Annotated in this window: 24 protein-coding genes; 17 read left to right on the forward strand and 7 right to left on the reverse strand. The window is 69.2% G+C overall.

Annotation, left to right across the window (positions count from 1 at the left end):
• Window positions 1-8: 8 nt before the first annotated feature.
• Window positions 9-464 (reverse strand): MaoC family dehydratase, encoded by a 456-nt coding sequence (locus V8J38_RS01510; protein WP_338577608.1) that lies wholly within the window; start codon window positions 462-464, stop codon window positions 9-11.
• Between the two features lie 54 nt (window positions 465-518).
• The gene (locus tag V8J38_RS01515) at window positions 519-1493 is read right to left on the reverse strand and encodes a threonine/serine dehydratase (RefSeq protein WP_338577610.1); all 975 of its coding nucleotides are present in this window, start codon (window positions 1491-1493) and stop codon (window positions 519-521) included.
• A gap of 57 nt (window positions 1494-1550) precedes the next feature.
• On the opposite strand from V8J38_RS01515, the gene glpK reads away from it, so the two are divergent.
• From glpK to V8J38_RS01535, 4 genes are all read left to right on the forward strand, one after another.
• The gene (gene glpK / locus V8J38_RS01520) at window positions 1551-3050 is read left to right on the forward strand and encodes a glycerol kinase GlpK (protein WP_338577612.1); all 1500 of its coding nucleotides are present in this window, start codon (window positions 1551-1553) and stop codon (window positions 3048-3050) included.
• Window positions 3047-4135, forward strand: coding sequence for a phosphotransferase family protein (locus V8J38_RS01525; RefSeq protein WP_338577614.1), 1089 nt, complete (start codon window positions 3047-3049; stop codon window positions 4133-4135). Before glpK ends, V8J38_RS01525 begins: the two co-directional genes overlap by 4 nt.
• A gap of 89 nt (window positions 4136-4224) precedes the next feature.
• Window positions 4225-4701: an Rrf2 family transcriptional regulator gene (locus V8J38_RS01530; RefSeq protein ID WP_291780212.1), complete on the forward strand. Its 477-nt coding sequence runs from the start codon at window positions 4225-4227 to the stop codon at window positions 4699-4701.
• Window positions 4702-4711: 10 nt separating this feature from the next.
• Window positions 4712-5518 carry an SDR family oxidoreductase gene (locus V8J38_RS01535; RefSeq protein WP_338577616.1) on the forward strand — a complete coding sequence of 269 codons (807 nt, stop codon included), beginning with the start codon at window positions 4712-4714 and terminating at the stop codon, window positions 5516-5518.
• A gap of 3 nt (window positions 5519-5521) precedes the next feature.
• On the opposite strand, the gene V8J38_RS01540 is transcribed toward V8J38_RS01535, so the two are convergent.
• On the reverse strand, window positions 5522-6220 hold the full coding sequence (locus V8J38_RS01540; RefSeq protein WP_291780206.1) for a MarC family protein: 699 nt from the start codon (window positions 6218-6220) through the stop codon (window positions 5522-5524).
• A gap of 97 nt (window positions 6221-6317) precedes the next feature.
• Between V8J38_RS01540 and pyrF the strand changes: the two genes are divergently transcribed.
• Window positions 6318-7052, forward strand: coding sequence for an orotidine-5'-phosphate decarboxylase (gene pyrF, locus V8J38_RS01545; protein WP_338577618.1), 735 nt, complete (start codon window positions 6318-6320; stop codon window positions 7050-7052).
• An 80-nt stretch (window positions 7053-7132) separates the two neighbouring features.
• Here pyrF and V8J38_RS01550 read toward each other — a convergent pair whose 3' ends face one another.
• Both V8J38_RS01550 and V8J38_RS01555 read right to left on the reverse strand, forming a co-directional pair.
• Entirely contained in the window at window positions 7133-7972 is an 840-nt protein-coding gene (locus tag V8J38_RS01550; RefSeq protein ID WP_338577620.1) for a hypothetical protein, read from the reverse strand.
• 211 nt (window positions 7973-8183) lie between these two features.
• Window positions 8184-8426, reverse strand: coding sequence for a DUF1674 domain-containing protein (locus V8J38_RS01555; RefSeq protein ID WP_291780196.1), 243 nt, complete (start codon window positions 8424-8426; stop codon window positions 8184-8186).
• 98 nt (window positions 8427-8524) lie between these two features.
• On the opposite strand from V8J38_RS01555, the gene htpX reads away from it, so the two are divergent.
• The 6 genes from htpX (at window position 8525) to infB (ending at window position 16604) form a co-directional block, all read left to right on the forward strand.
• The gene (gene htpX, locus V8J38_RS01560; protein ID WP_291780193.1) at window positions 8525-9529 is read left to right on the forward strand and encodes a zinc metalloprotease HtpX; all 1005 of its coding nucleotides are present in this window, start codon (window positions 8525-8527) and stop codon (window positions 9527-9529) included.
• Between the two features lie 46 nt (window positions 9530-9575).
• Window positions 9576-10325: a tRNA (guanosine(46)-N7)-methyltransferase TrmB gene (gene trmB / locus V8J38_RS01565; protein WP_291780190.1), complete on the forward strand. Its 750-nt coding sequence runs from the start codon at window positions 9576-9578 to the stop codon at window positions 10323-10325.
• A 150-nt stretch (window positions 10326-10475) separates the two neighbouring features.
• Window positions 10476-11072, forward strand: coding sequence for a ribosome maturation factor RimP (rimP, locus tag V8J38_RS01570; protein WP_338577623.1), 597 nt, complete (start codon window positions 10476-10478; stop codon window positions 11070-11072).
• Complete coding sequence (gene nusA, locus V8J38_RS01575; RefSeq protein ID WP_338577625.1) at window positions 11072-12799, forward strand: transcription termination factor NusA; 1728 nt, start codon at window positions 11072-11074, stop codon at window positions 12797-12799. The genes rimP and nusA overlap by 1 nt, the downstream gene beginning before the upstream one ends.
• Window positions 12800-12817: 18 nt before the next feature.
• Entirely contained in the window at window positions 12818-13492 is a 675-nt protein-coding gene (locus V8J38_RS01580) for an RNA-binding protein (protein WP_338577627.1), read from the forward strand.
• Between the two features lie 112 nt (window positions 13493-13604).
• Window positions 13605-16604: a translation initiation factor IF-2 gene (gene infB / locus V8J38_RS01585; protein WP_338577629.1), complete on the forward strand. Its 3000-nt coding sequence runs from the start codon at window positions 13605-13607 to the stop codon at window positions 16602-16604.
• Window positions 16605-16827: 223 nt separating this feature from the next.
• On the opposite strand, the gene V8J38_RS01590 is transcribed toward infB, so the two are convergent.
• Window positions 16828-17574 (reverse strand): SAM-dependent methyltransferase, encoded by a 747-nt coding sequence (locus V8J38_RS01590; RefSeq protein WP_338577631.1) that lies wholly within the window; start codon window positions 17572-17574, stop codon window positions 16828-16830.
• A gap of 216 nt (window positions 17575-17790) precedes the next feature.
• Between V8J38_RS01590 and V8J38_RS01595 the strand changes: the two genes are divergently transcribed.
• The 6 genes from V8J38_RS01595 to pnp all read left to right on the forward strand — a co-directional run bounded on the left by V8J38_RS01595 (window position 17791) and on the right by pnp (window position 23372).
• Window positions 17791-18321 (forward strand): hypothetical protein, encoded by a 531-nt coding sequence (locus V8J38_RS01595; RefSeq protein ID WP_291780170.1) that lies wholly within the window; start codon window positions 17791-17793, stop codon window positions 18319-18321.
• A 7-nt stretch (window positions 18322-18328) separates the two neighbouring features.
• Window positions 18329-19033 (forward strand): DUF2459 domain-containing protein, encoded by a 705-nt coding sequence (locus V8J38_RS01600; RefSeq protein ID WP_338577633.1) that lies wholly within the window; start codon window positions 18329-18331, stop codon window positions 19031-19033.
• A 66-nt stretch (window positions 19034-19099) separates the two neighbouring features.
• The gene (rbfA, locus tag V8J38_RS01605) at window positions 19100-19591 is read left to right on the forward strand and encodes a 30S ribosome-binding factor RbfA (RefSeq protein ID WP_200168192.1); all 492 of its coding nucleotides are present in this window, start codon (window positions 19100-19102) and stop codon (window positions 19589-19591) included.
• 3 nt (window positions 19592-19594) lie between these two features.
• Window positions 19595-20527 carry a tRNA pseudouridine(55) synthase TruB gene (gene truB, locus V8J38_RS01610; RefSeq protein ID WP_338577636.1) on the forward strand — a complete coding sequence of 311 codons (933 nt, stop codon included), beginning with the start codon at window positions 19595-19597 and terminating at the stop codon, window positions 20525-20527.
• A gap of 90 nt (window positions 20528-20617) precedes the next feature.
• Entirely contained in the window at window positions 20618-20887 is a 270-nt protein-coding gene (gene rpsO / locus V8J38_RS01615; RefSeq protein WP_024354282.1) for a 30S ribosomal protein S15, read from the forward strand.
• 256 nt (window positions 20888-21143) lie between these two features.
• Window positions 21144-23372, forward strand: coding sequence for a polyribonucleotide nucleotidyltransferase (gene pnp, locus V8J38_RS01620; RefSeq protein WP_338577640.1), 2229 nt, complete (start codon window positions 21144-21146; stop codon window positions 23370-23372).
• Between the two features lie 285 nt (window positions 23373-23657).
• Here pnp and V8J38_RS01625 read toward each other — a convergent pair whose 3' ends face one another.
• Entirely contained in the window at window positions 23658-24032 is a 375-nt protein-coding gene (locus V8J38_RS01625; protein ID WP_338577641.1) for a hypothetical protein, read from the reverse strand.
• Between the last annotated feature and the right edge of the window lie 31 nt (window positions 24033-24063).

Genomic DNA, 24063 nt, shown 5'->3' on the forward strand with positions numbered 1-24063 from the left:
GGGAGGCTCTAGGCCTTCACCACCTGCATCGTCAGCCATTCGGCGATCAGGGCGGGCTTGTCGCCGCCTTCGATCTCGACCGTCAGTTCGTGCTTCAGCAGCCAGCGGCCGTCCCCCTTATCCTCGGCCGACAGCAGCTTGAAGCGGCCGCGCACGCGCGATCCCGACGGCGCCGGGGCGAGGAAGCGCAGCCGGTCGAAGCCGTAGTTCACCCCCATGACCAGATCATCCAGCGGGGCGACCGCATCCATGCTCATCGCCGAGGCGAGGCTGAGGGTCAGGAAGCCGTGCGCAATGGTGCCGCCGAAGGGCGTCGCCTTGGCGCGCTCAGGGTCGACGTGGATGAACTGCTCGTCCTCGGTCAGCCCGGCGAAGGCGTCGATGCGCGCCTGATCCAGCGCGAACCAGCGGCTGACGCCGACCTCCTGACCGATCAGGGACTGAAGTTCGCTGGCCTTGGTCATGTGACGCCCTCCCGTTTGCGCCAGCCTTGCGCGGGGAGGGGGCGGAGGCAAGGCCTACCCCTCGAAGCGTCCCTCGATGATGGCGCTGAACAGGCCGGGGTCGACGTTGCCGCCCGACAGGACGATGCCGGTGGTCAGGCCCCTTGCCTCGACCTTGCCCGAGAGCAGGGCGGCCAGGGACACGGCGCCGCCCGGCTCGATGATCAGCTTCAGCCAGCGGAAGGCGAAGCGCATGGCTTCGGCCACCTCGGCGTCGGTGACGGTCGCCGCGCCCGCCAGACGGCGGTTGATCGGCCAGGTCAGTTCGCCCGGCATGGGCGCCATCAGGGCGTCGCAGATGGACGGCGACCCCTGCGGATGGGCGGTGCGCTGGCCCGCCTCCAGCGAGCGGCGGGTGTCGTCGAAGGCGTCGGGTTCGACCACGATGACGCGGGTAGCCGGGCTCTGTTTGGCCATGACCAGATTGATCCCGCCGATCAGCCCGCCGCCCGAGGCGCCGCACAGCAGCTGATCCATCGGCACGCCCGCCTGTTCCAGCATCTCCAGTCCGACCGTGCCCTGGCCCTCGATGATGAAGGGATCGTCGAACGGCGGGACCAGCACGGAGCCGCGCTGGGCCGCGATCTCGGCGCCGATGGCTTCGCGGCTCTCGCTCCAGCGGTCGTAGAAGCGCACCTCGCCGCCGAAGGCGCGCACGCCCTCGACCTTCACCGTCGGGCTGTCGGACGGCATGACGATGACGGCGGGCGTGCCGACAGCCTTGGCCGCCGCCGCCACCCCCTGCGCGTGGTTGCCGGAGGAATAGGCCACGACGCCGCGCGTCTTCTCTTCCTCGGTCAGGCGGCTGACGCGGTTATAGGCGCCGCGGAACTTGAAGGCGCCCGCGACCTGAAAGGTCTCGGCCTTCATCAGCACACGGCCGCCGACGGCCTCGTTCAGGGCCGGATGCTCGATCAGCGGCGTGCGGACGGCGGCGGGGGCGATCTGGCGGGCGGCGTCGACGACGCCTTCAAAGCTGGGCGTATGCATGGCTTCCCTCTTACGTCGCGGCGCAGGCTCTGCATAACTCACATCATGAAAGCAAATATGATCCTCGCCATCGACCAGGGCACGACCTCGACGCGGGCGATCGCGTTTGAAGTCTCGCCTGAGGGGGCCTTTCATGCGGTCGCCGTCAGCCAGATCGAGCTGGCGCAGCATTTCCCGCACTCCGGCTGGGTCGAGCATGACGCGGCCGAGATCTGGCGCGCGACGCTGCAGACCTGTCGCGAGGTGGTGCGCAAGGCGGGCGGCGTCGGCCGTTTCGCCGCCATCGGCATCACCAACCAGCGCGAGACCTCGGTGATCTGGGATGCGGCGACGGGCGAGCCTTTGCATCGCGCCATCGTCTGGCAGGACCGGCGCACGGCCGAGGCGACGGGCAAGCTGGCGGCAGAGGGGCATGAGGCGGCGGTGCAGGCGGCGACGGGCCTGATCCTCGATCCCTATTTCTCGGCGTCGAAATACGCCTGGCTGCTGGACGCCGTGCCGGGCGCGCGCGAGCGGGCGGCGCGGGGCGAGGTGAAGCTGGGCACGATCGACGCCTGGCTGATCTGGAAGCTGACGGGCGGAAACAGCCACGTCACCGACGCCACCAACGCCAGCCGCACCAGTCTGATGGACCTGCAGACCCGCGCGTGGCGCTCGGACCTGTGCGACCTGTTCGGCGTGCCGATGCAGGCCCTGCCGGAGATCCGCGACTGCGACGCCCTGCTGGGCGAGGCCGATCCGTCGCTACTGGGGCGCGCCCTGCCCATTCACGGCTCGGCGGGGGATCAGCACGCGGCGCTGGTCGGCCACGGCGCACTGACGGCGGGGGACGCCAAGATCACCTATGGCACCGGCGCCTTTCTGGTCGCCAATGTCGGGGCGGCGCCCGTGGCCTCGACCTCGCGGCTGCTGGGAACGCTCGGCTATGCGGCGAGCGGTGAGGCGGCCTATGCGCTGGAGGGGTCCATCTTCTCGGCCGGGTCGGCGATCCAGTGGCTGCGCGACGGGCTGAAGGTGCTGTCGGATTCGCGCCAGTCCGAGGCCGTGGCCCAGTCGCTGACGGACAACGGCGGGGTCTATCTGGTCCCTGGCTTCACCGGACTGGGCGCGCCCTGGTGGGAGCCGGAGGCGCGCGGAACCGTCGTCGGCCTGACCCGCGACAGCGGCCCGGCGCACATGGTCCGCGCTGCGCTGGAGAGTCTGGCCTATCAGACTCGCGACCTGCTGGACGCCCTGACGAAGGACGGGGCGCCGCCGCTGAAACGGCTGAAGGTCGACGGCGGCGTCACCGCCAACGCCTTCGCCATGCAGTTCGTCGCCGACATCTGCGAGGTCGAGGTCGAACGCCCGGCCTTCCAGGAGATGACGGCCATGGGGGCGGCGCGGCTGGCGGCCTACGGCGTCGGCCTGACCGAGGCCCTGTGGACCGCCCCGGCCGAGGCGCCCGCCGTCTGGACCCCGCGCATGGGGGCCGAGGAGCGGGCGCGGCTGCTCAGGGGCTGGCGCGGCGCGGTCAGGGCCGCCATCATCGCCGCCCAGCCGGAGGAGGGGGAATGACCGAGGCCACGGATTCACAGGCATTGGACGCTCAAACTGCGTTTTCGGGCACGCGTGAGGTGGACGACCGCCATCGGCTGGACGAGGCGGGGCTGGACGCCTGGCTGGCGGCGAACGTCGAGGGCTACGCCGGGCCGCTGACCATCCGCCAGTTCAAGGGCGGGCAGTCGAACCCGACCTATGAGCTGACCACGCCGGGCCGGACCTATGTGCTGCGCCGCAAGCCGCCGGGCGCGCTGCTGGCCAGCGCCCACGCGGTGGACCGCGAATTCGCGGTGATTTCGGCCCTGCAGGCCCAGGGTTTTCCGGTCGCGCGGCCCTATGCTCTGTGCACGGACGATGGCGTCATCGGCTCCATCTTCTACGTCATGGAGAAGGTCGAGGGGCGCATCTTCTGGGACCTGAAGCTGCCGGGCCTGACCCCGCCGGAGCGCCGCGCGATCTATGACGCCCAGGTCGATACGCTGGCGGCCCTGCATCGACTGGAGCCCGACGCCGTCGGCCTGGCGGACTACGGCAAGGCGGGGAATTATTTCGCCCGTCAGGTCGGGCGCTGGACCAAGCAGTATCGCGCCTCGGAGATCGAGCCGATCGGGGCCATGGACCGGCTGATCGCCTTCCTGCCCGACAGCCTGCCGCCGGAGGGACCGACGCGGATCGTGCACGGGGACTTCCGCCTCGACAATCTGATCCTCGATCCGGCCGAGGCGAAGGTGCGCGCGGTGCTGGACTGGGAGCTGTCGACCCTGGGCGACCCGATGGCGGACTTCTCCTATCTGCTGATCGCCTGGGTCATTCCGGCGTCCTTGCGCAACGGCCTGGCCGGAGCGGACCTGGAGGCTCTGGGGATTCCCTCGGTCGCGGAGACGGTCGAACGCTATGCGCAGAAGACCGGGACGGCCGCGCCGACGAACCTGGACTGGCTGTTCGCCTACAACCTGTTCCGGCTGGCGGCCATCTGTCAGGGCATCGCCGGACGGGTGCGCGACGGGACCGCCGCCAGCGCCCACGCACGGGCCATGGCGGCCCAGGTCGGCCCGCTTTCGGACGCCGCCTGGGGCTTTGCGGGGAAGGCAGGCGCCTGAGCGGAGTCTTAATAAAACAGTTTTTGTTGCGGATTGATTTGTGAAACGGGTGCGGAAGGCCTACCTATCGGTCTGGAGCATGAACCCTGATGTCTGACAGCCAACGTTTTCCCGTCGCCGCCCACGCCCTGGCCTACCTGGCCCACAAGGGCGCCTATGCGGCGACCGAGGCCGAGCCGAGCGCCGTCCTGGCCGCCTCGGTGCCGACCAATCCGGTGGTGATCCGCCGGGTGACCGCCCTGCTGGCCAAGGCGGGCCTGATCGCGACGCGTCCTGGCGCGTCCGGCGGGTCGTGGCTGCTGCGGCGGCCCGAAACCATCTGCCTGGACGAGGTGCTGAGGGCGGTGAACGGCTGCGCCCATCTGGGGTCGCCGCCCGCCGGGGCCAAGGGCTGCCCGGTCGGCGAACATATTCCGCGCCAGGTGGCCAAGGCCCTGACGGCGGCCGATCAGGCGGCGGGCGCGGCCCTGTCGAAGATCACCATCGCCGACCTGCTGGAAGAGGACCCCGAGGTGCTGCGGGCCTTTGCGCCGCATCCGGCCTGTCCCAACGCCGACGCGGCCTGACGAGGCGGCCTTGGGGGAGGGGCGCCGCACCATCCTGATCACCGGGGCCTCGGCCGGCATCGGCGCGGCCCTGGCGCGCGTCTGCGCGGCGCGGGGCCATCACCTGATCCTGACCGCCCGCCGCGAGGGGCCGCTCCAGGCCCTGGCCGAGGATCTGGCCGCTGCGCACGGCGTCGATGCGACCGCCGTCGTCGCCGATCTGGCCGAGCCGAATGCGCCCGGGCAATTGTTCGAAGCGATCGCGGCGCGCGACCTGCGCGTCGACGGCCTGGTCAACAACGCCGGCTTCAGCCGCACCACCGGCTTCCTCGCCACCGATCCGGCCGACCACGCCGCCATGATCCGGGTCATGCTGACCGCGCCGGTCGAGCTGTCGCGCCTGGCGCTGCCGGACATGGTCGCGCGCGGCTGGGGCCGTGTGCTGAACGTGGCCTCCCTGGCTGGGCAGATGCCGGCGACGGGCGGCGACACCCTGTACGGCCCGATCAAGAGTTTCCTGATCAAGGCGTCGCAGGGGCTGTGGCTGGAGACGCAGGGGACGGGGGTGAACGTCACCGCCCTGTGCCCCGGCTACACCTACACCGAATTCCACGACGTCAACGGCTCGCGCGAGCAGGTGTCGGCCGCCTATCCCAAATGGATGTGGATGGACGCCGACCGCGTGGCCCGCATCGGCTGGGACGCGGTCGAGGCGAACCGGCCCCGCGTGACGCCGGGCGTCGCCAACAACGTCCTGGCGGCATTGGGCGGGCTGCTGCCCGACGCCCTGGCGCTGAAGATGGTCGGCGGCCACGCCAGGCGGCTGGACCGCCTCTGAGGGTTAGTGCCCGCCGGAGGGGTAGGGGGTGGTGACGCCCGCGCTGAACATCCCCGGCAGGGCCTCGCCCAGGCCCATAAGGATGAACTGGATCGCCAGGGCGCACAGGATCAGGCCCAGCACCCGCACGACGATGGCCATGCCGACGTCGCCCAGCAGGCGGCTGATCGGGCCGGTGGCCGAGAAGCACAGGAAGGTCACGACGCAGGCGGCCCCCATGGCGATCAGGGAGGCCACGGTGCCGGCCAGACCCAGCTTGGCCGCCTCGCCCGCCTGGATGATGATGGCGGAGATGGCGCCTGGGCCGATCATCAGGGGAATGGCGAAGGGCACGATCAGCCGCTTGAAGCGGCGTTTGGCGTAGCCGCGAACATCCTTGGCGTCCGTCGCAGCGTCGGCGTCGGCGAAGATGGCGAGGAAGTCCTCGCGCGCCATGTCGAGGCCCAGCAGCAGCAGCAGGATGCCGCCGGCGATGCGGAAGGCGGCGAGCGAAATGCCGAAGAACTGCAGCAGCCCCAGGCCGGTGAAGAAGAAAAAGCCGAGGAAGACCACGGCGAACAGGCAGATCATGGCCGAGACCGAGATCCGCTGGCGCAGGGAGGCGCCCGCCGTGGCCGCTGCGAAAATCGGCACGTTGCCGATGGGGTCCAGCAGGGCGAACAGCGCCACGAACAGGTTGACCCCCAGATCGACCGCGTTCATTGCTGCACCTTGCCCTGAAAACCCGCCGCGCGACCGCGACACCTCGCCCCACCTATCGGGGCATCCGCGCGCGCCTGCAAGCCGCCGAGAGCCGGAAATGTCCGAAGCCCATTCTGTTGACCTGGCCAATCGCCCCTTCGACCCGCGCGTCATCTGCGCCCTGGACGTGCCGACGACCGATGAGGCGCGCGCCCTGGTCGAGCGGATCGGCGACGCCGTGGGCTTCTACAAGGTGGGGCTGCAGCTGTTCGCCTCGGACGGCATGGGTCTGGCGCGCGAGCTGAAGGCGTCGGGCGCCCAGGTGTTTCTGGACTGGAAGCTGCACGACATCGGCGCGACGGTGGAGAAGGCGGCGGCGGTGCTGGCGAACGCAGGCTGCGATCTGCTGACCGTCCACGCCCGGCCCCAGGTGATGGCGGCGGCGGCGCGCGGCGCGGCGGGATCGGATCTGAAGATCCTGGGCGTCACCGTCCTGACCAGCCTGACGGACGAGGATCTCAAGGCGGACGATCACAGCCTGTCGGCGGGGAAACTGGTGGAGCAGCGGGTGCGTCAGGCGCTGGAGGCGGGAATTCACGGCGTGGTCTCCAGCCCGCATGAGGCGGGCGGGGCGCGTGCGATCGCCCGGGCGGCGGGGCGCGAGGATTTTCTGATCGTGACGCCGGGCGTGCGGCCCGCGGGGGCGGCGATGGATGATCAGGCGCGCGCGGCGACCCCGGCCAGCGCTCTGGAAGCCGGCGCCACCCATCTGGTCATCGGCCGACCGATCACGGCTGTCGCCGATCCGCGCGCGGCGGCCCAGGCGATCACGCAGGAGATCGCCCTGATTTGAGAGCAAGCTCCTGATCCGCAAGGGATCGTGCTTCACGTGAAACAGAAAGGGCGGCGTCCGGAGGCGCCGCCCTTGTCGTATCAGCCGCGCTCGCCGCGTTCCTGGCGGTAGGGCCGTTCGGTGGGCGACGGCGGAGGTGGCGGCGCAGGCGGCACGGCGTAGTAGCCCTGCTCGAAATTGACCACCGGCGGGGCCGTTTCGACGCGCGGCGGCTCGACATAGACGTCAGGGCGAGCGACCTCGACCTGGGCCGGGGCGACGCGCACGTCGGCGGGCGCGACATGGACCGGCGGCGGCGAGACATGCACGCGGGCCGGTTCGACGTAGACGGGGGCCGGCTGCACATAGACCGGCGGCGATTCCACGTAGACGGGCGGCTGCGAGACATAGACCGGGGGCTGGCTGACGTAGATCGGTTCGGAGCGGTAGCGCACCGGTTGGGGCGGGGGACCGCAGCGGCCGCAGTCCTGGCTGTAACCGCCCTGATAATAGCCTTGCTGATAGCCTTGCTGATAGCCGCCGCCGTACTGACCGCCGCTGTACTGGCCGCCGTAGCCGCCATAGCCGTAGCGGGCCCAGGGGTAGCGGCCGTAGCCGTCGACCGGATAGCCGAAGGGCATGGAGCGGGTGACGCCGGAATAGGCGTAGCCGCCGTGCTGGATCGGCGGTTGCGACGGGGCGATCACGACCGGCGGGCGAACCCCGGCGCCGCCGTAGCCGTAACCATAGCCGTAGCTCTCGATCGGGCCGTAGCCGCCCTGCCAGCCGGTGTCGCTGTACCAGGTCTGGGCGCGGCTCTGCACCACGGGACCGCGGGCGTAGCCGGCGGCGGCGTTGTAACGGGCGCCGGCCTGATGGGCCTCGGCGGCGCCGGCGATGAGGACCGCCGCGCCGGCGGCGGCGTAGAATAGAGCCTTCATGGCTGCGCTCCTTGTTTCGGCCGCAAAGGTTAATGCGGATCTCGCCGGAGCGTTCATTATTCTCCCATCAAGGGAACCGGAGCGGGAAGAGCGCCGCCGCACGCCCAGCAATGGCGCCCGATCAAGCTCAAGCAGCGAGCCGCCGAGCGGCGAGCGATAGCGACCTAGTGAAGCTCAAGCAGCGAGCCGCCGCGCGGCGAGCGATAGCGCCTTAAAAGTCCACCGCCAGCCCCTTCTTCTCCCAGTCGCCGAAGCGGGTCGGCTCGGGACCCTTGCGGCCGCCGACCTCATGGGGAAGGGCGTCGGCCGCCTCAGCGGCGCGGCGCTCGGCCGCTTCCAGCAGGGCGCGGCGGGCGGCCTCGCTCAGCGGGCGCTCGGGCGTGGCGTGGGGCACGTCCGTGTTGAAGACTTCCTCGGGGGAGGATTCGATCGGGGGGGTGGGCTGTTCGGTCACAGGTCGCCTGCCTTGAGAGCGGGGATACTGCGGCTCAAATAGACGTTCAGGCCGAACACGCCACCCCCTGAAGCCCGTTAGCTCGTCCGAACGCCCGCATGAACCATCTGAAGACCTTCGCCCTGCTGGCCGTGATGACCGCCCTGTTCATGGGGATCGGCTATCTGATCGGCGGCGCGACCGGCATGGCCGTCGCCCTGGTCGTGGCGGCGGGGATGAATCTGTTTTCCTATTGGAACGCGGACAAGATCGTCCTGAAGATGTACCGCGCCCAGCCGGTGGACGAGACCCACCCCAACGCCGTGGTGCGCGCCTATGTCGCCGATGTGAAACAGATGGCGCAGGATGCGGGCCTGCCGCAGCCCAACATCACCATCATCCCGAACGATCAGCCGAACGCCTTCGCCACGGGGCGCAATCCCCAGAACGCGGCCGTGGCGGCGACGACGGGCCTGCTGGACATGCTGACGCGCGACGAGATCCGCGGCGTGATGGCGCATGAACTTGCCCATGTGAAGAACCGCGACACCCTGACCATGACGGTCACGGCGACGGTGGCGGGCGCCATCGCCATGCTGGCCAACTTCGCCCTGTTCTTCGGCGGCGGCGATGATCGCGAACGGCCGGGCGGCATGATCGGGACCATCGCCCTGATGCTGCTGGCGCCGATGGCGGCGGGTCTGGTGCAGATGGCCATCAGCCGCGCCCGTGAATACGAGGCCGACCGCGTCGGAGCCGAGATCGCCGACGACCCGCAGGCCCTGGCCTCGGCCCTGCAGAAGATCGAGGCCTATGCGCGCGGCGCGGTGAACGCCCCGGCCGAGCGCAATCCGGCCACGGCTCATATGTTCATCATCAATCCGCTGAACGGGAAGGGGGCGGACAACCTGTTCTCGACCCACCCGGCCACGGGCAACCGCGTGCGCGCCCTGATGGAGTTGGGGACGAAGATGGGCATGGGCGGGCGCGTGCGTCCGGCGCCGGCCTTCGTCGAGTCTGCCATTGTTGACTCTGGTCGCTCCGCCGCGCCGATCCGCGCGGCGACCAGCGTGCCGACGACCGACGACGGGCCTGCCTCGCCGCCGCGCGGCCCCTGGGGCTGACATCGCCCCTTTGCGCAGGCGGCCTTAAGCCGCTAGAGCGCGCGCCATGACCGACGAGACCGATCCCAAGACCTCTGACGCCGACCGGCCCGAGTGGGCGAAGGCGCATGGCCCGCTGCGCTCCTTCGGGCGCATCAAGTCGCGGCCGATCAAGGCGAAGCAGGCGGCCCTGTTCGACACCCTGATGCCGCGCATCGCCGTGCCGGACCCGGCCAAGGGGCCGATCGACCCCCTGGCCCTGATGCCGGGGGCGAAAGCCGCCTGGCTGGAGATCGGCTTCGGCGGCGGCGAGCATCTGGCGGCGCAGGCGGCGCGTCATCCCGAGGCGGTGATGATCGGCTGCGAGCCCTTCCTCAACGGCGTGGCCTCGGCCCTGCGTTACGTCGAGGAGGGCGGGCTTGAGAACGTGCGCCTGCACGCCGACGACGCCCGCGCGGTGATGGCGGCCCTGCCGGACGCTTCGCTGGACCGGGTGATGATCCTGTTCCCCGATCCCTGGCACAAGGCGCGCCACAACAAGCGCCGCTTCCTGCAGGACGAGACGGCGGTCGAGATCGCCCGCCTGCTGAAGCCCGGCGGCAAGGTGCGCTTCGTCACCGACTGGCTGGACTACGCCGACTGGGCGCTGGAGCGGCTGGCGCGCACGCCGGGCCTCGTGCGGATCGAGACGGGCGATATCGAGATGGGGGGCGCCGACTGGTTCGCCGCGCCCGAAGATCACGTCGTCACCCGCTATGAGGAAAAGAAGCTGGGCGACACCGACCCCATCTTCCTCGAGTTCGAAAAGCGGGCCTGAACGGGCTTTGGGCCGCGAAGAGACGGCGGGGGCTGACACGGCCCCCGCTTTCGCCTATATGACCGCTCACATCGTTAGACCGGCGTCCAACGGCGTCGTTTCAAGCGGCGGCCCGGACGGTCCGTCGCTTTTGTTTTCTGGAGTATCCGCTTGCGGGCCAAGACCGCCGAAGACCGTGCTCTGCTGGAGCTGATCGACCCCGTGGCCGAGAGCCTGGGGCTGGCGGTCGTGCGCGTGCGCCTGATGGGCGGGACGCTGCGGCGTCGGCTGCAGATCATGGCCGAGCGCCAGGTCGACCACGACATCTCGGTCGAGGAGTGCGCCCGCCTGTCGCGCGCCGTGTCCGAGGTGCTGGACGCCGCCGACCCGATCTCGGGCGAATACCTGCTGGAGGTGTCGTCGCCCGGCATCGACCGGCCGCTGACGCGCCTGATCGACTTCGACCTGTTCGAGGGGCTTGAGGCGCGCCTCGAGACCGACCGGATGGTCGAGGGCCGCAAGCGCTTCAAGGGTCTGCTGGCCGGAACCGAGGGCGAGGACGTCGCCATCGACCTGGAGGGCGAGGACGAGACCGCCTTGATCCCCTTCGCCTGGCTGGCCGACGCCAAGCTGGTGCTGACCGACGAACTGCTGAAGCGCGGCGCCGCCCTGCGCGCGGCGCGCGGCGAACCCGAAGACGACGGCCTGCCCGAGGGCGCGCCCGAGCCTGAACAATCCAACCCAGACTCCACCAAGGACGACGCCTGATGGCCGTGACCGGAATCTCCGCCAACCGCCTGGAACTGCTCTCCATCGCCGACGCTGTCGCGCGCGAGAAGAGCATCGACCGGGAGATCGTCATCGAGGCGATCGAGGAAGCGATCCAGAAGGGCGCCAAGTCGCGCTATGGCGCGCACCACGACATCCGCGCCAAGATCGACCACAAGACCGGCGAGCTGAGCCTGACCCGCCACGTCACCATCGTCGCCGACGACTGGCAGCCGGAAGACGAGCTGGAAGAGTTCAACGACAGCGCCATGGTGCGTCTGCGCGACGCCCTGAAGCGCGACCCCGAGGCCGAGGTCGGCAAGGAGTACGTCGAGGTCCTGCCGCCGTTCGAGTTCGGTCGCGTCCAGACCCAGATGGCCCGCCAGGTCGTGACCGGAAAGGTCCGCGAGGCCGAGCGCGCCAATCAGTACGAAGAATTCAAGGACCGCGTCGGCGAGATCGTCAACGGCACGGTCAAGCGCGTCGAATACGGCAACACCATCGTCGACCTGGGCCGTGGCGAAGGCATCATGCGCCGCGATCAGTCGATCCCGCGCGAGGTGTTCAACATCGGCGACCGCGTCCGCACCTACATCTATGACGTGCGCCCGGAGGCCAAGGGGCCGCAGGTCATGCTGTCGCGCGCCCACCCCGGCTTCATGGCCAAGCTGTTCGCCCAGGAAGTGCCGGAAGTCTATGACGGCGTGATCGAGATCCGCGCCGCCGCCCGCGACGCCGGTTCGCGCGCCAAGATGGCCGTGCTGTCGAACGACTCTTCGATCGATCCGGTCGGCGCCTGCGTCGGCATGCGCGGCTCGCGCGTGCAGGCGGTCGTCGCCGAGCTGCAGGGCGAGAAGATCGACATCATCCAGTGGAACGAGGACGAGCCGACCTTCATCGTCAACGCCCTGGCTCCGGCCGAAGTCTCCAAGGTGGTGCTGGACGAAGAGGCCGACCGCGTCGAGGTGGTGGTGCCTGACGAACAGCTGTCGCTGGCCATCGGCCGGCGCGGCCAGAACGTCCGCCTGGCCTCGCAGCTGACCGGCTGGCAGATCGACATCATCACCGAAGCCCAGGACTCCGAGCGCCGTCAGCGCGAGTTCGCCGAGCGCACCTCCCTGTTCCAGGAAGCCCTGGACGTGGACGAGACCATCGCCCAGCTGCTGGTCACCGAAGGCTTCGCCACGGTCGAGGACCTGGCCTTCGTCGAGCCCTATGAGATCTCCGAGATCGAAGGCTTCGACGAGGACACCGCCGAAGAGCTGCAGACCCGCGCCCGCGAGCACCTGGACCGTCAGGCGGCCGAGCTGGACGCCAAGCGCGTGGCCCTGGGCGTTGAGGACGGCGTTCTGGACGTGCCGGGCGTGACCGCCGCCATCGCCGTCGCCCTGGGCGAAGGCGGGGTGAAGACGGTCGAGGACCTGGCCGACCTGGCCACCGACGAGATCCGCGGCGGCTACGAAGTGCGCGGCGGCGAGCGGGTCAAGGTTCCGGGCGTGCTGGAAAGCTTCAACATGAGCCAGGAAGACGCCGAAATGCTGATCCTGCAGGCCCGTGTGGCCGCTGGCTGGATCGACGCTTCGGAGCTGCCCCAGCCGGAATACGTCGAGGAAGAGGCGTATGAGGGCGAAGGCGAGCTCGACGGCGAAGGCCAGGAAGAGGCCGTCGCCGAGGCTGACGCGGAGGTCGCTTCGGACGACCTCGACGACCAGTCCCGCGACATGTGATGGGAGCCGCAGCCGTCCATGAGGTCGTCCGAGACGTTGATCGATAGGGATCGTCAGGACCTGGCGTCGCGCCAGGCCCTCGATGAATCTCGCCTGATCCGTTTCGTGGCCGGCCCGGACGGCGCGGTGGTTCCCGACCTGGCGCGCAAGCTGCCGGGTCGGGGCCTGTGGGTGTCGGCCGATCGCGCCTCGCTGGAGGCGGCGATCAAGAAGAACCTGTTCGCCCGCGCGGCCAAGGCGCCGCTTAAGCCCGCCGCCGACCTGCCCGATCTGGTCGGAAACCTGCTGGTTCGGCGCTGTCTGGACCAGCTGGGCCTTGCCCGACGCGAAGGCGTGCTTATCTCTGGCTTCGAGAAATGCGCTGCGGCGATCCGCGGCGGCCGCGCCGCATGGCTGATCGAAGCCGCCGACGGCTCGGCCGACGGGCGCGGCAAGCTTCTGGCCCTCTCCAGACACGCCTCGCCCGCCCCCGAAATCTGCGGGGCTTTCAGCGCGGACGATTTGAGTTTGGCCCTTGGGCTGGAAAATGCGATACACGCCGTCCTGCTGCAAGGCGGGCGGGCCGATCGCTGGACTCTGGAGGTTCAGCGGCTGGCGGGATTTCGACCTCTCTGTCCCCAGAGCTGGAACCGGGCGGGGCCCGAACACGGCGCAGAGGACGACCGGAGCGTGGCTCCGGAAGGAGAGCCTTAGGGTTTGAGCGGCTGCGGGCCTGTTTCCGAAACAACGGAGGCGGGGCCGCATTCTGCTATGGGTGATTGAGAGAGACGAAGGCGGAATTCTCCGCCCTGAGTAAAGCGACCGGATGAGCGACGAAAACAACAATTCCAACGACGGCAAGACTCCTGCCAACGCGCCTTCGCAGACGGGGCCGCGCGCTCCGCTGAGCCTGAAGCCGCGCGCGACGGGTTCGGTCTCGACCGGCACGGTGAAACAGAGCTTCAGCCACGGCCGCTCCAAGACCGTCGTCGTCGAGACCAAGCGCCGCGCCGGCCCCCAGGGCGGGCATCAGCGCCCGCAGGGCTTCGATGTCGCGCGTCCGCGCCCTGAAGGCGGAGCGCCGCGTTCGGCTGCGCCGCGTCAGCCGGCGGGCGGAGGCCTGTCGGCCGAGGAGCAGGAGGCCCGTCGCCGGGCCATCGCCCTGGCGACCCAGCAGGCCGCCGAGCGCGAACGCAAGGCTGTGGCCGCCAAGGCCGCCGCCGAGGCCGCCGAGCGCGAGCAGGCCGCCGCCGTCGAGGCCGCCGCCGCCAAGGCCGCCGCTGAAGCCGCCGCCGCCAAGGCTGCGGCCGAGGCTGCGCGCGTCGAGGCCGCCAAGCTGAGCGCCGCCGCTCCGGCGCCTGCGCCGGCCAAGCCGGCCGCGCCCAAGGTCGAAGCGCCGAAGGCTGAAGCGCCCAAGGTCGAGGCCCCGAAGGTCGAGGCCAAGCCCGAGCCGGCCAAGCCCGCCGCTCCGGCCGCGCCCAAGCGTCCCGCCGTCAACTTCGGCCAGCGCGCGCCCAAGATTCCGACCGGCCGCGCGCCGCTGGAGCGTCCGGCCTTCGGCGGCCGTTCGGCTCGTGAACAGGCCATGGGCGGCGGCGAGCGTCCGCAGGCGCGTGAACAGGCGCCGCGCGAAGGCGGCCGCGAGGGCGGCGAACGTCCCGCGCGTCCGGCCCAGACCGTCCGCTATTCGGCGCTGAATCCGCGTCCGGCCCCCGGCGCCCGCACCGGCGCGCCCGGCGCGGCCCGTCCCGGCGCGCGTCCGGCCCCCAACCAGCCCCCGGCTCAGCCCGAGGTGGCCCGTCCCAGCCGCGCCGGCGGCGGCTTCGCCCGTCCGGGCGGTCGCGAGGACGACCGCGACAAGCGTTTCGCCGACAATGCGCCGGGCAAGGCCGTCAGCCGCACGCGCGGCGAGCCCAAGCGCCGCGAAGGCCGCCTGACCATCCACTCGGTGGCGGGAGGCGACGAGGACGCCGTCGAGCGCATGCGCTCGCTGGCCTCGGTGCGCCGCGCTCGCGAACGCGAGAAGGAAAAGCGCCGCGGCGGCTCGACCGAAACGCCCAACCGTCCGCGTGAAGTGGTCATTCCCGACACCATCACCGTCGGCGAACTGGCCAACCGCATGGCCGTGCGCGGCGTCGACATCATCAAGTTCCTGATGCGTCAGGGCCTGATGATGAAGATCAACGACGTGATCGATTCCGACACCGCCGAACTGGTGGCCGAGGAATACGGCATGGCGGTCAAGCGCGTGTCCGAATCCGACGTCGAGGAAGGCTTCATCGCCGAGGCCGACGACGCCGATTCCGGTGAGCTGCGCGCCCCGGTCGTGGCCATCATGGGCCACGTCGACCACGGCAAGACCTCGCTGCTGGACGCCCTGCGCACCACGGACGTGGCGGCGGGCGAAGCCGGCGGCATCACCCAGCACATCGGCGCCTATCAGGTGCGCCTGGCCGACGGTCAGCGCATCACCTTCCTGGACACGCCGGGCCACGCGGCCTTCTCGGCGATGCGGGCGCGCGGCGCCAACGTCACCGACATCGTCGTCCTGGTGGTGGCGGCGGATGACGGCGTCATGCCGCAGACGGTCGAGGCCATCCAGCACGCCAAGGCGGCCGGTTCGCCGATCATCGTGGCGGTCAACAAGGTCGATAAGCCCGACGCCAACCCGCAGAAGGTCGTCAACGAACTGCTGCAGTATGAGGTGATCGCGGAATCCCTGGGCGGCGACACGCAGATCATCGAGCTGTCGGCCAAGGAGAAGATCAACCTGACCGGCCTGACCGACGCCATCCTGCTGCAGGCGGAAGTCATGGACCTGCGCGCCAACGCCGATCGTTCGGCCGAGGGCGTGGTCATCGAGGCCCAGCTGGACAAGGGCCGCGGCCCGGTCGCGACCGTCCTGGTCAAGCGCGGCACGCTGAAGCGCGGCGACATCGTCGTGGCCGGCTCCGCCTGGGGCAAGGCGCGCGCCCTGCTGGACGAGCGCAACGCCCAGCTGAGCGAAGCCGGTCCTTCGGTGCCGGTCGAGATCCTGGGCCTGTCGGAAGCGCCGACGCCAGGCGACGTCTTCGCCGTGGTGGAGAGCGAGGCCCGCGCCCGCGAACTGACCGAATACCGTCAGCGCGTGAAGCGTGAAAAGGGTCAGGTCTCCGGCGGCAGCCTGTCGCTGGCCGACATGATGGCCAAGCTCGGGTCGAAGAAGATCAGCGAGCTGCCGGTCCTCATCAAGTCGGACGTGCAGGGTACGGCCGAGGCCATCACCACCTCGCTGGAGAAGATGGGCAACGACGAAGTGCGGGCCCGCGTGGTCATGCACGGCGCCGGCGGCATCACCGAGAGCGACGTCAACCTGGCCAAGTCGGCCGGGGCGCCGATCCTGGGCTTCAACGTCCGTGCGTCGAAGCAGGCGCGCGAACTGGCCGAGCGTGAAGGCGTCGAGATCCGCTACTACTCGATCATCTACGACCTGCTGGACGACATTAAGGGCGTGCTTTCGGGCATGCTGGCGCCGCTCCAGCGCGAAACCTTCCTGGGCAACGCCAAGGTGCTGCAGACCTTCGACATCACCAAGGTCGGCCGGGTCGCGGGCTGCCGCGTCACCGAGGGCGTGGTCCGCAAGGGCGCGCGCGTCCGCATCATCCGCGACGACGTGGTGGTGCTGGAGCTGGGCGTGCTCAACACGCTCAAGCGCTTCAAGGACGAGGTCAACGAAGTGCCTTCGGGTCAGGAATGCGGCATGCAGTTCGCCGGCTTCCAGGACATCAAGGAAGGCGACTACATCGAGTGCTTCACCGTCGAAGAGATCAAGCGCACCCTGGACTAGGACGCTTGAGCTTCACGGCCTGAAACATGAAGGGCGCGGTTTCGAGAGAAGCCGCGCCCTTTGTGTTTGGGGAGAATGCTGACTTCTAATCCCGCTCATCCCGGCGGACGCCGGGATCCAGTGAGAGCCTCACACCCGCCCTTGCCAAGGCCGGGGGTCGACCGCGAGCTAGTGGCCAAAGAACTGGATCCCGGCGTCCGCCGGGATGAGCGGGTAGGTAAGCTCAGGCCTCGATGACGGACTTCAACGCGCCGTCGGCGAAGGTCAGGATGAAGCGCTGCACCGGCGTCGCGTCGTCGGCCTGAAGCTCAATCTCCAGCCTTTCGCCGGTCAGTTCGGCCGCGACGAGACGGGCCTCGATCTCGCCCAGCCAGGTCCGGCCCGTGACCTGCTGATAGGTCTGCTCCAGCTCAAGCCGGCAGGTCGTTCCGTCGGCGCGGGTCCAGTCCCAGCGCCCGGCGACCGGAGCCGGAACCGTCCATTTGTAGATGTAGCCGTCGGCGACCCTGATCTTTTCATCCGCCGGCCAGTCGCCCATGTCGAAGGCGTGGGAGACGATGCGGGCGCCGGGCTTCAGCTGGCTGAGCAGACGCGGGCGCAGTTCGACGTTGATCGATTGCAGCAGATAGAGGCTGACTACAGTGGCCTCGCGGACATCGACGCTGAACAGGTCTTCCTCGATGAAGTCGACCATGTGTTCGACTCCGGCCCAGCCGGCGTACTCCATGGCGTCGGCGATCCGCATGGGGTCGATGTCGACGCCGATGCCGTGGGCGTCGCGGTCGCGCGCGGCGGCGATGACGATGCGGCCGTCGCCGCAGCCCAGATCATAGAGCCGATCCTTCGGTCCGACGCCCGCCAGGGCCAGCATGGCCGCCACGGTGTCCTCCTCGGTCGGAACGAAGGGCACGGCGAGGTAGTGGTCCGGGTCCTGGGCGTAGTTGTCGATGTCGAAGGGGTCTTTGAACACGGCTCTCGGATCATGAAGGAGGGGGGAGCAGACGCCGGATGCGCCGCCGGCGTCCGGGCGAGCATCATGCCGGATCGGCGTCCGCCCCGCCAGACACAGGCCCGGAGGGTGCGGGCGCCTCGCCGTCCGCCGGATCGCATTGAAGGCTTCATCTGGCGCGCGGTTGGCTTTAGGAGTCGGGCGTCGCGTCGGGGGGCGTCGAAGAAAAGGCCGCCAATGTCACGTCCTGGACTGTCTCTGCTCCTGATCGCCTTCGTGGCCTCCAGCGCGGCCACGCCCGCCCTGGCCGACACGCGCTTCCTGTCCTTCGACGCCAGCGATCGCGCCACCCAGGCCCTGACGCGCGGGGTGACGCTGGAGGTGGAGCGCGGCTGGTTCGGCGCGACCTCGGTGAAGAACCTCTTCTCCTCCACCTCGCGCGGCTCGGCGCGGTTCGAGCGGGGCGGTCCCGATCAGGTGCGGCGCGCCCTGCCGCAGGGCGCGGCGGACGGCGGCGTCTACAGCATCACGGCCGACGGCGACGGCCGCGCCCTGTCGCGCGCCCTGTGCCCCGGCTCCGACGAAGCCTGGATCGTGGTCGGACGGGTGCGCGCGGGCCATCCCTTGACGATCGAGACGGTCGGGCGCTGGGCCGACGGCCAATACCGCCACTGCGTCAGCCTGAACTACAGCTATCGCGGCGAATGGGCGACGATGCAGGGCTCCTCGCCCGCGCGCGACGTTCCGGCGGCCTTCGGGAACAACTGAGGCGCACGTGCTGATCCGTTGGAGCCTCGCCGTTCTTCTGGGGTTGCTGGCGGGTCTGTGGACCGCACAACGAGCGGGCGATCCGACGCTGTTTCCGCCGCAGGAAGGGCAGGGGGCGATCGTGGTCCATCTGCTCGACAACGGCTTTCACACCGACCTCGCGGCCCCGCGCGCGGCGCTGGCGGCCGGGGACGATGCGCTGGCGCGCGCGGTGCGCGCCCTGCCGCCCGGCGACTGGGTGCGGATCGGCTGGGGCGACGCGGTCTTCTATGTCGAACGGGGGCCGATCAGCGGGCGGTTGCCCGACGGAGCGCGGGCCTTCTTCAGGCCGGGCGGCAATCCCTCCGTGGTGATGCTGGACCCCGATCCGGTCGATCCGGCGCTGTCGCCCGAGACAGAGAGGGCGACGCTGGCCCTGTCGCCGGAAGGCTTCGCCGCCTTGCGGGCGCGGGTCGCGGCGTCGTTGCGGCTGGATGACGGGGGGCGGGCTATGGTTTCGGCGCAGAGGGACGGCGACGACGCCGTTTTCTACGCCAGCGGCGAGACCTTCTGGGTCGGGCATCTGTGCAACCACTGGACGGCCGAGGTGCTGAACGCGGGGGGGCTGCCCATGCCGATAGTCCGCAGCCTGACCTCGGGCGCGGTGATGCGGGCGGCGCGAACCGCCGAACGGCGCGCGGCGGAACTGGACTTGGGCGTCGCGGGCGACTAGACCCCGCCCCTTCGCGTTTCAGAGCCGGCGTCCGATCCCCGGCGGCGCGAACAGGAGGAGCCCGAGATGGCCCGCAAGCAACACACCCGCAACGCCAGCGGTCCGTTGGGACCGTCGCAGCGCCAGCTGCGCGCCGGCGAACTGATCCGCCACGCCCTGGTCGATGTGATGCGCGAGCACGAGATTCATGACGAGGCCCTGGTCGGCGTCTCCGTCACCGTGACCGAGGTGCGGATGAGCCCGGACCTGCGCCACGCCACCTGTTTCGTCGAGCCTTTGGGCGCGGGCGTCGAGGCGGCCGAAACGGCCGGGCACGAGAGCGCCATCATCAAGGCGCTGAACGAACACGCCAAATTCCTGCGCGGTCAGCTGGGCCGCCGCATCGACATGAAGTTCACGCCGGACCTGAAATTCCGCCACGACGAGAGCTTCGATACGGCCAGCCACATGGACCGTCTGTTCAACGATCCACGCGTGCGCGCCGACATCGAACACGCTGACGATGAGGATGACGGGCCTCAAGCAGCGCAAGGCGCGGTAGGCCCAGAGAAAGACTGAGTTATGGCGCGACGCAAGAAGGGCGATCTCGTCAACGGCTGGGTGTGCCTGGACAAGCCCTATGAGATGGGCTCGACCGAGGCGGTGACGAAGATCCGTCGCCTGTTCAACGCCCAGAAGGCGGGCCATGCGGGGACGCTGGACCCGCTGGCCTCGGGCATACTGCCCATCGCGCTGGGCGAGGCGACCAAGACGGTGCCCTTCATGATGGAGGCGCAGAAGGTCTATCGCTTCACCATCCACTGGGGCATTTCGACCGACAGCATCGACCGCGAGGGCGAGATCATCGCCCGCTCCGACGTGCGGCCTTCGGTCGAGGCGGTGACAGCGGCCCTGCCGTCGTTCGTCGGCGAGATCGACCAGACGCCGCCCGCCTTTTCGGCCGTGCGCGTCAATGGCGAGCGCGCCTATGACCTGGCGCGGGCCGGGGTCGAGGTCGAGCTGCAGTCGCGCCGCGTGACCATTCATGAGGCTGCGGTGACGGCCGCGCCCGACGCCGATCACGTCGAGATCACGATGCGGACGGGCAAGGGCGTCTATGTCCGATCCCTGGCGCGCGACCTGGCGATCATGCTGGGCGCCGAGGGCCATGTCTCGGACCTGCGGCGCGAGCGGGTGGGGCCGTTCTCGGTCGACAACGCCGTAACGCTGGATTTTCTCGAGGAGTTGGCGCATAAGGGCGCCGCCTTTGAGGGCTTGTTGCCCGTTTCGACCGCTCTGGACGACATCCCGGAGTTGGCCGTGACGGATCAGGACGCCCTCTCTCTGAGGCAGGGACGGCCGATCGTTCTGCTCCCCCGACAGATTGAAACGCTCAAGGCCCGCCTCACCGCCGGCTCGCGGCTGGTTTCGGTCTTCGAGGGCGGAACCCTGGTCGCGCTCGGCAATCTCAGGGCCGGTCGGCTTGAACCCGATCGTGTTTTCAACCTCCCCTGACGCAGGCCCAACCGCTTGCCGACAGGAACTCCAACGCCCTCAAACCGCGAGCCTCCGCGAGGCGAGCGATAGGGCAAGAAAGGACTCTCGATGTCGATTACGGCTGAACGTAAAGCTGAAGTCATCGCTGATAACGCTCGCTCGACGGGCGACACCGGTTCGGCTGAAGTGCAGGTCGCGATCCTGACGGAACGCATCGCCAACCTGACCGAGCACTTCAAGACCCACAAGAAGGACAACCACTCGCGTCGTGGCCTGCTGAAGCAGGTTTCGCAGCGTCGTCGCCTTCTGGACCACCTGAACAAGACCGACAGCGCCCGCTATCAGGCGCTGATCGCCAAGCTGGGCCTGCGTCGTTAAGGCGCCCCGGTTGCGGATCGGATAATTCCACGAGGCGCGGGCGGACACGTCCGCGCCTCGTTCCGCTATTAGAAGTAGGCTTCCCGCGCGCCGCGGGTCTTACCGGCGCAACCGACGCGAGGGCCTGAAATCCGGTCCTCAATCACCCGTCCGGCCGTGATGACGCGGCCTGGCTCATGGGGACCGCAGGACTGAACGGCCTGCCGCTCCGCACACCCCCGACGGGAATACGCCCGCGGGAGACGAAAGAAGAATAATGTTCGACATCAAACGCAAGACGATCGAGTGGGCCGGACGCCCGCTGACGCTGGAAACCGGCCGCATCGCCCGTCAGGCTGACGGCGCCGTGCTGGCGACCTACGGCGAGACCGTGGTCCTGGCGACCGTCGTCTATGGCCGCCAGCCCAAGCCGGGTCTGGATTTCTTCCCGCTGACCGTCAACTACCAAGAGAAGACGTTCGCCGCCGGCAAGATCCCGGGCGGCTACTTCAAGCGTGAAGGCCGTCCGACCGAGAAGGAGACCCTGGTCTCCCGCCTGATCGACCGCCCGATCCGCCCCCTGTTCGTCAAGGGCTTCAAGAACGAGACCCAGGTCATCGTCACCGTGCTGCAGCACGACCTTGAGAACGATCCCGACATCCTGGGCATGGTCGCCGCCTCGGCCGCCCTGACCATCTCGGGCGTGCCCTTCATGGGGCCGATCGGCGCCGCGCGCGTCGGCCTGATCGACGGCGAGCTGGTGCTGAACCCGGCCATCGACCAGATGGGCGAAAGCGCCCTGGACCTGGTCGTCGCCGGCACCCAGGACGCCCTGATGATGGTCGAATCCGAAGCCAAGGAGCTGTCGGAAGAGAAGATGCTCGAGGCCCTGATGTTCGCGCACGCGGGCATGCAGCCGGTCATCGACGCCATCATCGACCTGGCCGAACACGCCGCCAAGGAGCCGTTCGACTTCCAGGCCGAAGACCACTCGGACGTGGTCGCCTCGATCAAGTCGCTGGTCGGCGAAGAGATCAAGGCCGCCTACGCCCATCCGGGCAAGTATGAGCGCCGCTCGGGCGTCGACGCCGCCAAGAAGAAGGCCGCCGAAGCTCTGGTGAAGACCGACGAGAAGCCGGACGGCGTCGACTCGTCCAAGTTCTCGGCTGCGTTCAAGGAATGCGAAGCCGACGTTCTGCGTCGCGACATCATCGAGAACAGCCACCGCGTCGACGGCCGCGCCCTGGACAAGGTCCGCGCCATCGTCTCGGAAGTCGGCGTCCTGCCGCGCACCCACGGTTCGTCGCTGTTCACGCGCGGCGAGACCCAGGCCCTGGTCGTCGCCACCCTGGGCACCGGCGAGGACGAGCAGTACATCGACAGCCTGACCGGGACCTACAAAGAGTCCTTCCTGCTGCACTACAACTTCCCGCCCTATTCGGTCGGTGAAGCGGGCCGCATGGGCTCGCCGGGCCGTCGCGAAATCGGTCACGGCAAGCTGGCCTGGCGCGCTATCCGTCCGATGCTGCCGACCCGCGAGGACTTCCCCTACACCATCCGTCTGGTGTCGGAGATCACCGAGTCGAACGGCTCGTCCTCGATGGCCACGGTCTGCGGTTCGTCGCTGGCCCTGATGGACGCCGGCGTGCCGCTGGTCCGTCCGGTGTCGGGCATCGCCATGGGTCTGATTCTGGAGCCGTCGGGCGAGTTCGCCATCCTGTCGGACATCCTGGGCGACGAAGATCACCTGGGCGACATGGACTTCAAGGTCGCCGGCACGTCGGAAGGCATCACCAGCCTTCAGATGGACATCAAGGTCGCCGGCATCACCAAGGAGATCATGCAGCAGGCCCTGACGCAGGCTTCGGCCGGTCGTCTGCACATCCTCGACGAAATGTCGAAGGCGATGGAGGCCCCGCGCGCCGAACTGGGCGAGTTCGCGCCCAAGATCGAATCCATCAAGATCGCGGTCGACAAGATCCGTGAAGTGATCGGTTCGGGCGGCAAGGTCATCCGCGAAATCGTCGAGAAGACCGGCGCCAAGGTCGACATCGGCGACGACGGCACCATCAAGATCGCCGCCAACGAGCAGGAAAAGATCGAAGCCGCCAAGGCCTGGATCCAGTCCATCGCTTCGGAGCCGGAAGTCGGCACCATCTACACCGGCAAGGTCGTGAAGGTCGTCGACTTCGGCGCCTTCGTGAACTTCTTCGGCGCCAAGGACGGCCTGGTCCACGTGTCCCAGATCGCTCTGGAACGCGTCGCCAATCCGGCCGACGTCCTGTCGGAAGGCCAGGAGGTCAAGGTCAAGTTCCTGGGCTTCGACGATCGCGGCAAGACCAAGCTGTCGATGAAGGTCGTCGATCAGGAAACCGGCGAGGACATCACCGACAAGATCAACGCCGAGCGCGCTGAACGCGGTGAAGCCCCGCTGTCGGAAGACACCGGCGGCCGTCCCAAGGGCGACCGTAACGGCGGCGACCGCGGCCGTCGCCGTCGCGACTAAGCCTCGGCGTCATCGCTGAGATGAAGAAGGCCCCGGCGGAACGATCCGCCGGGGTTTTTTTCTTGGGCGCTATGAAACCCTCTCCCGGCGGGAGAGGGCTTGAGCGCACGAGAGCGTAGCGATCGTTCTTTGCGCGAAAGGGTGAGGGGCTTGTCCTGTCAGTCGGCGTCGGCCGTCGCGCCACGGCCTGCGGCCGACTTCACCCGCGAACCCTCACCCTTTTCGCCTTAGCCAATCACCTTCGGCTCTTGGAGGCTCAAGCCCTCTCCCATCGGGAGAGGGCGGCTAGTTGGCGCACTCTTTCGGCGGGGTTTCGCCGTCGCGGGTCCACATCGCGCAACTGCGATCGATCTCGCCCTGGATCATGTCGCAGGGGTTGGCGGCGTTGCAGGGCGGGCGTGTCGCGGGGCTGACGGCGATGCAGCGCTGGACCAGGCGGGCGGAGGCGGCCTCGCCCAGGGTCTCTCGGCAGGGGCGCTCGTCGAGCGGAACGGGCTGGGGCGCCATGTCCGGGCCTTCGGGCAGGCGGGCTTCGGGCTCGCGGGCCGGAGAAGGCGATGGCGTGGAGGCCGGGGCTGGCGCCGCCGGCTCAGGACGCGGCTGGCAGGCGGCGAGCAGGCCGCCGAGGATCAGGCAGGCCAGAAAGGGCGGTCGGGTCATGCGGGGCTCCGGATCGGGTTCGCCTATGCAA

Origin of the sequence: Brevundimonas olei (assembly GCF_037055245.1) — a bacterium.
In the GTDB taxonomy this organism is placed as follows: Bacteria; Pseudomonadota; Alphaproteobacteria; order Caulobacterales; family Caulobacteraceae; genus Brevundimonas; species Brevundimonas olei.

Bases quoted from the DNA above. Each gene is read 5' to 3' on its own strand.
- V8J38_RS01510 (WP_338577608.1), bottom strand. From the start codon at position 464: ATGACCAAGGCCAGCGAACTTCAGTCCCTGATCGGTCAGGAGGTCGGC.
- V8J38_RS01515 (WP_338577610.1), bottom strand. From the start codon at position 1,493: ATGCATACGCCCAGCTTTGAAGGCGTCGTCGACGCCGCCCGCCAGATC.
- glpK (WP_338577612.1), top strand. From the start codon at position 1,551: ATGATCCTCGCCATCGACCAGGGCACGACCTCGACGCGGGCGATCGCG.
- V8J38_RS01525 (WP_338577614.1), top strand. From the start codon at position 3,047: ATGACCGAGGCCACGGATTCACAGGCATTGGACGCTCAAACTGCGTTT.
- V8J38_RS01530 (WP_291780212.1), top strand. From the start codon at position 4,225: ATGTCTGACAGCCAACGTTTTCCCGTCGCCGCCCACGCCCTGGCCTAC.
- V8J38_RS01540 (WP_291780206.1), bottom strand. From the start codon at position 6,220: ATGAACGCGGTCGATCTGGGGGTCAACCTGTTCGTGGCGCTGTTCGCC.
- pyrF (WP_338577618.1), top strand. From the start codon at position 6,318: ATGTCCGAAGCCCATTCTGTTGACCTGGCCAATCGCCCCTTCGACCCG.
- V8J38_RS01550 (WP_338577620.1), bottom strand. From the start codon at position 7,972: ATGAAGGCTCTATTCTACGCCGCCGCCGGCGCGGCGGTCCTCATCGCC.
- htpX (WP_291780193.1), top strand. From the start codon at position 8,525: ATGAACCATCTGAAGACCTTCGCCCTGCTGGCCGTGATGACCGCCCTG.
- trmB (WP_291780190.1), top strand. From the start codon at position 9,576: ATGACCGACGAGACCGATCCCAAGACCTCTGACGCCGACCGGCCCGAG.
- nusA (WP_338577625.1), top strand. From the start codon at position 11,072: ATGGCCGTGACCGGAATCTCCGCCAACCGCCTGGAACTGCTCTCCATC.
- V8J38_RS01580 (WP_338577627.1), top strand. From the start codon at position 12,818: ATGAGGTCGTCCGAGACGTTGATCGATAGGGATCGTCAGGACCTGGCG.
- infB (WP_338577629.1), top strand. From the start codon at position 13,605: ATGAGCGACGAAAACAACAATTCCAACGACGGCAAGACTCCTGCCAAC.
- V8J38_RS01595 (WP_291780170.1), top strand. From the start codon at position 17,791: ATGTCACGTCCTGGACTGTCTCTGCTCCTGATCGCCTTCGTGGCCTCC.
- rbfA (WP_200168192.1), top strand. From the start codon at position 19,100: ATGGCCCGCAAGCAACACACCCGCAACGCCAGCGGTCCGTTGGGACCG.
- truB (WP_338577636.1), top strand. From the start codon at position 19,595: ATGGCGCGACGCAAGAAGGGCGATCTCGTCAACGGCTGGGTGTGCCTG.
- rpsO (WP_024354282.1), top strand. From the start codon at position 20,618: ATGTCGATTACGGCTGAACGTAAAGCTGAAGTCATCGCTGATAACGCT.
- pnp (WP_338577640.1), top strand. From the start codon at position 21,144: ATGTTCGACATCAAACGCAAGACGATCGAGTGGGCCGGACGCCCGCTG.
- V8J38_RS01625 (WP_338577641.1), bottom strand. From the start codon at position 24,032: ATGACCCGACCGCCCTTTCTGGCCTGCCTGATCCTCGGCGGCCTGCTC.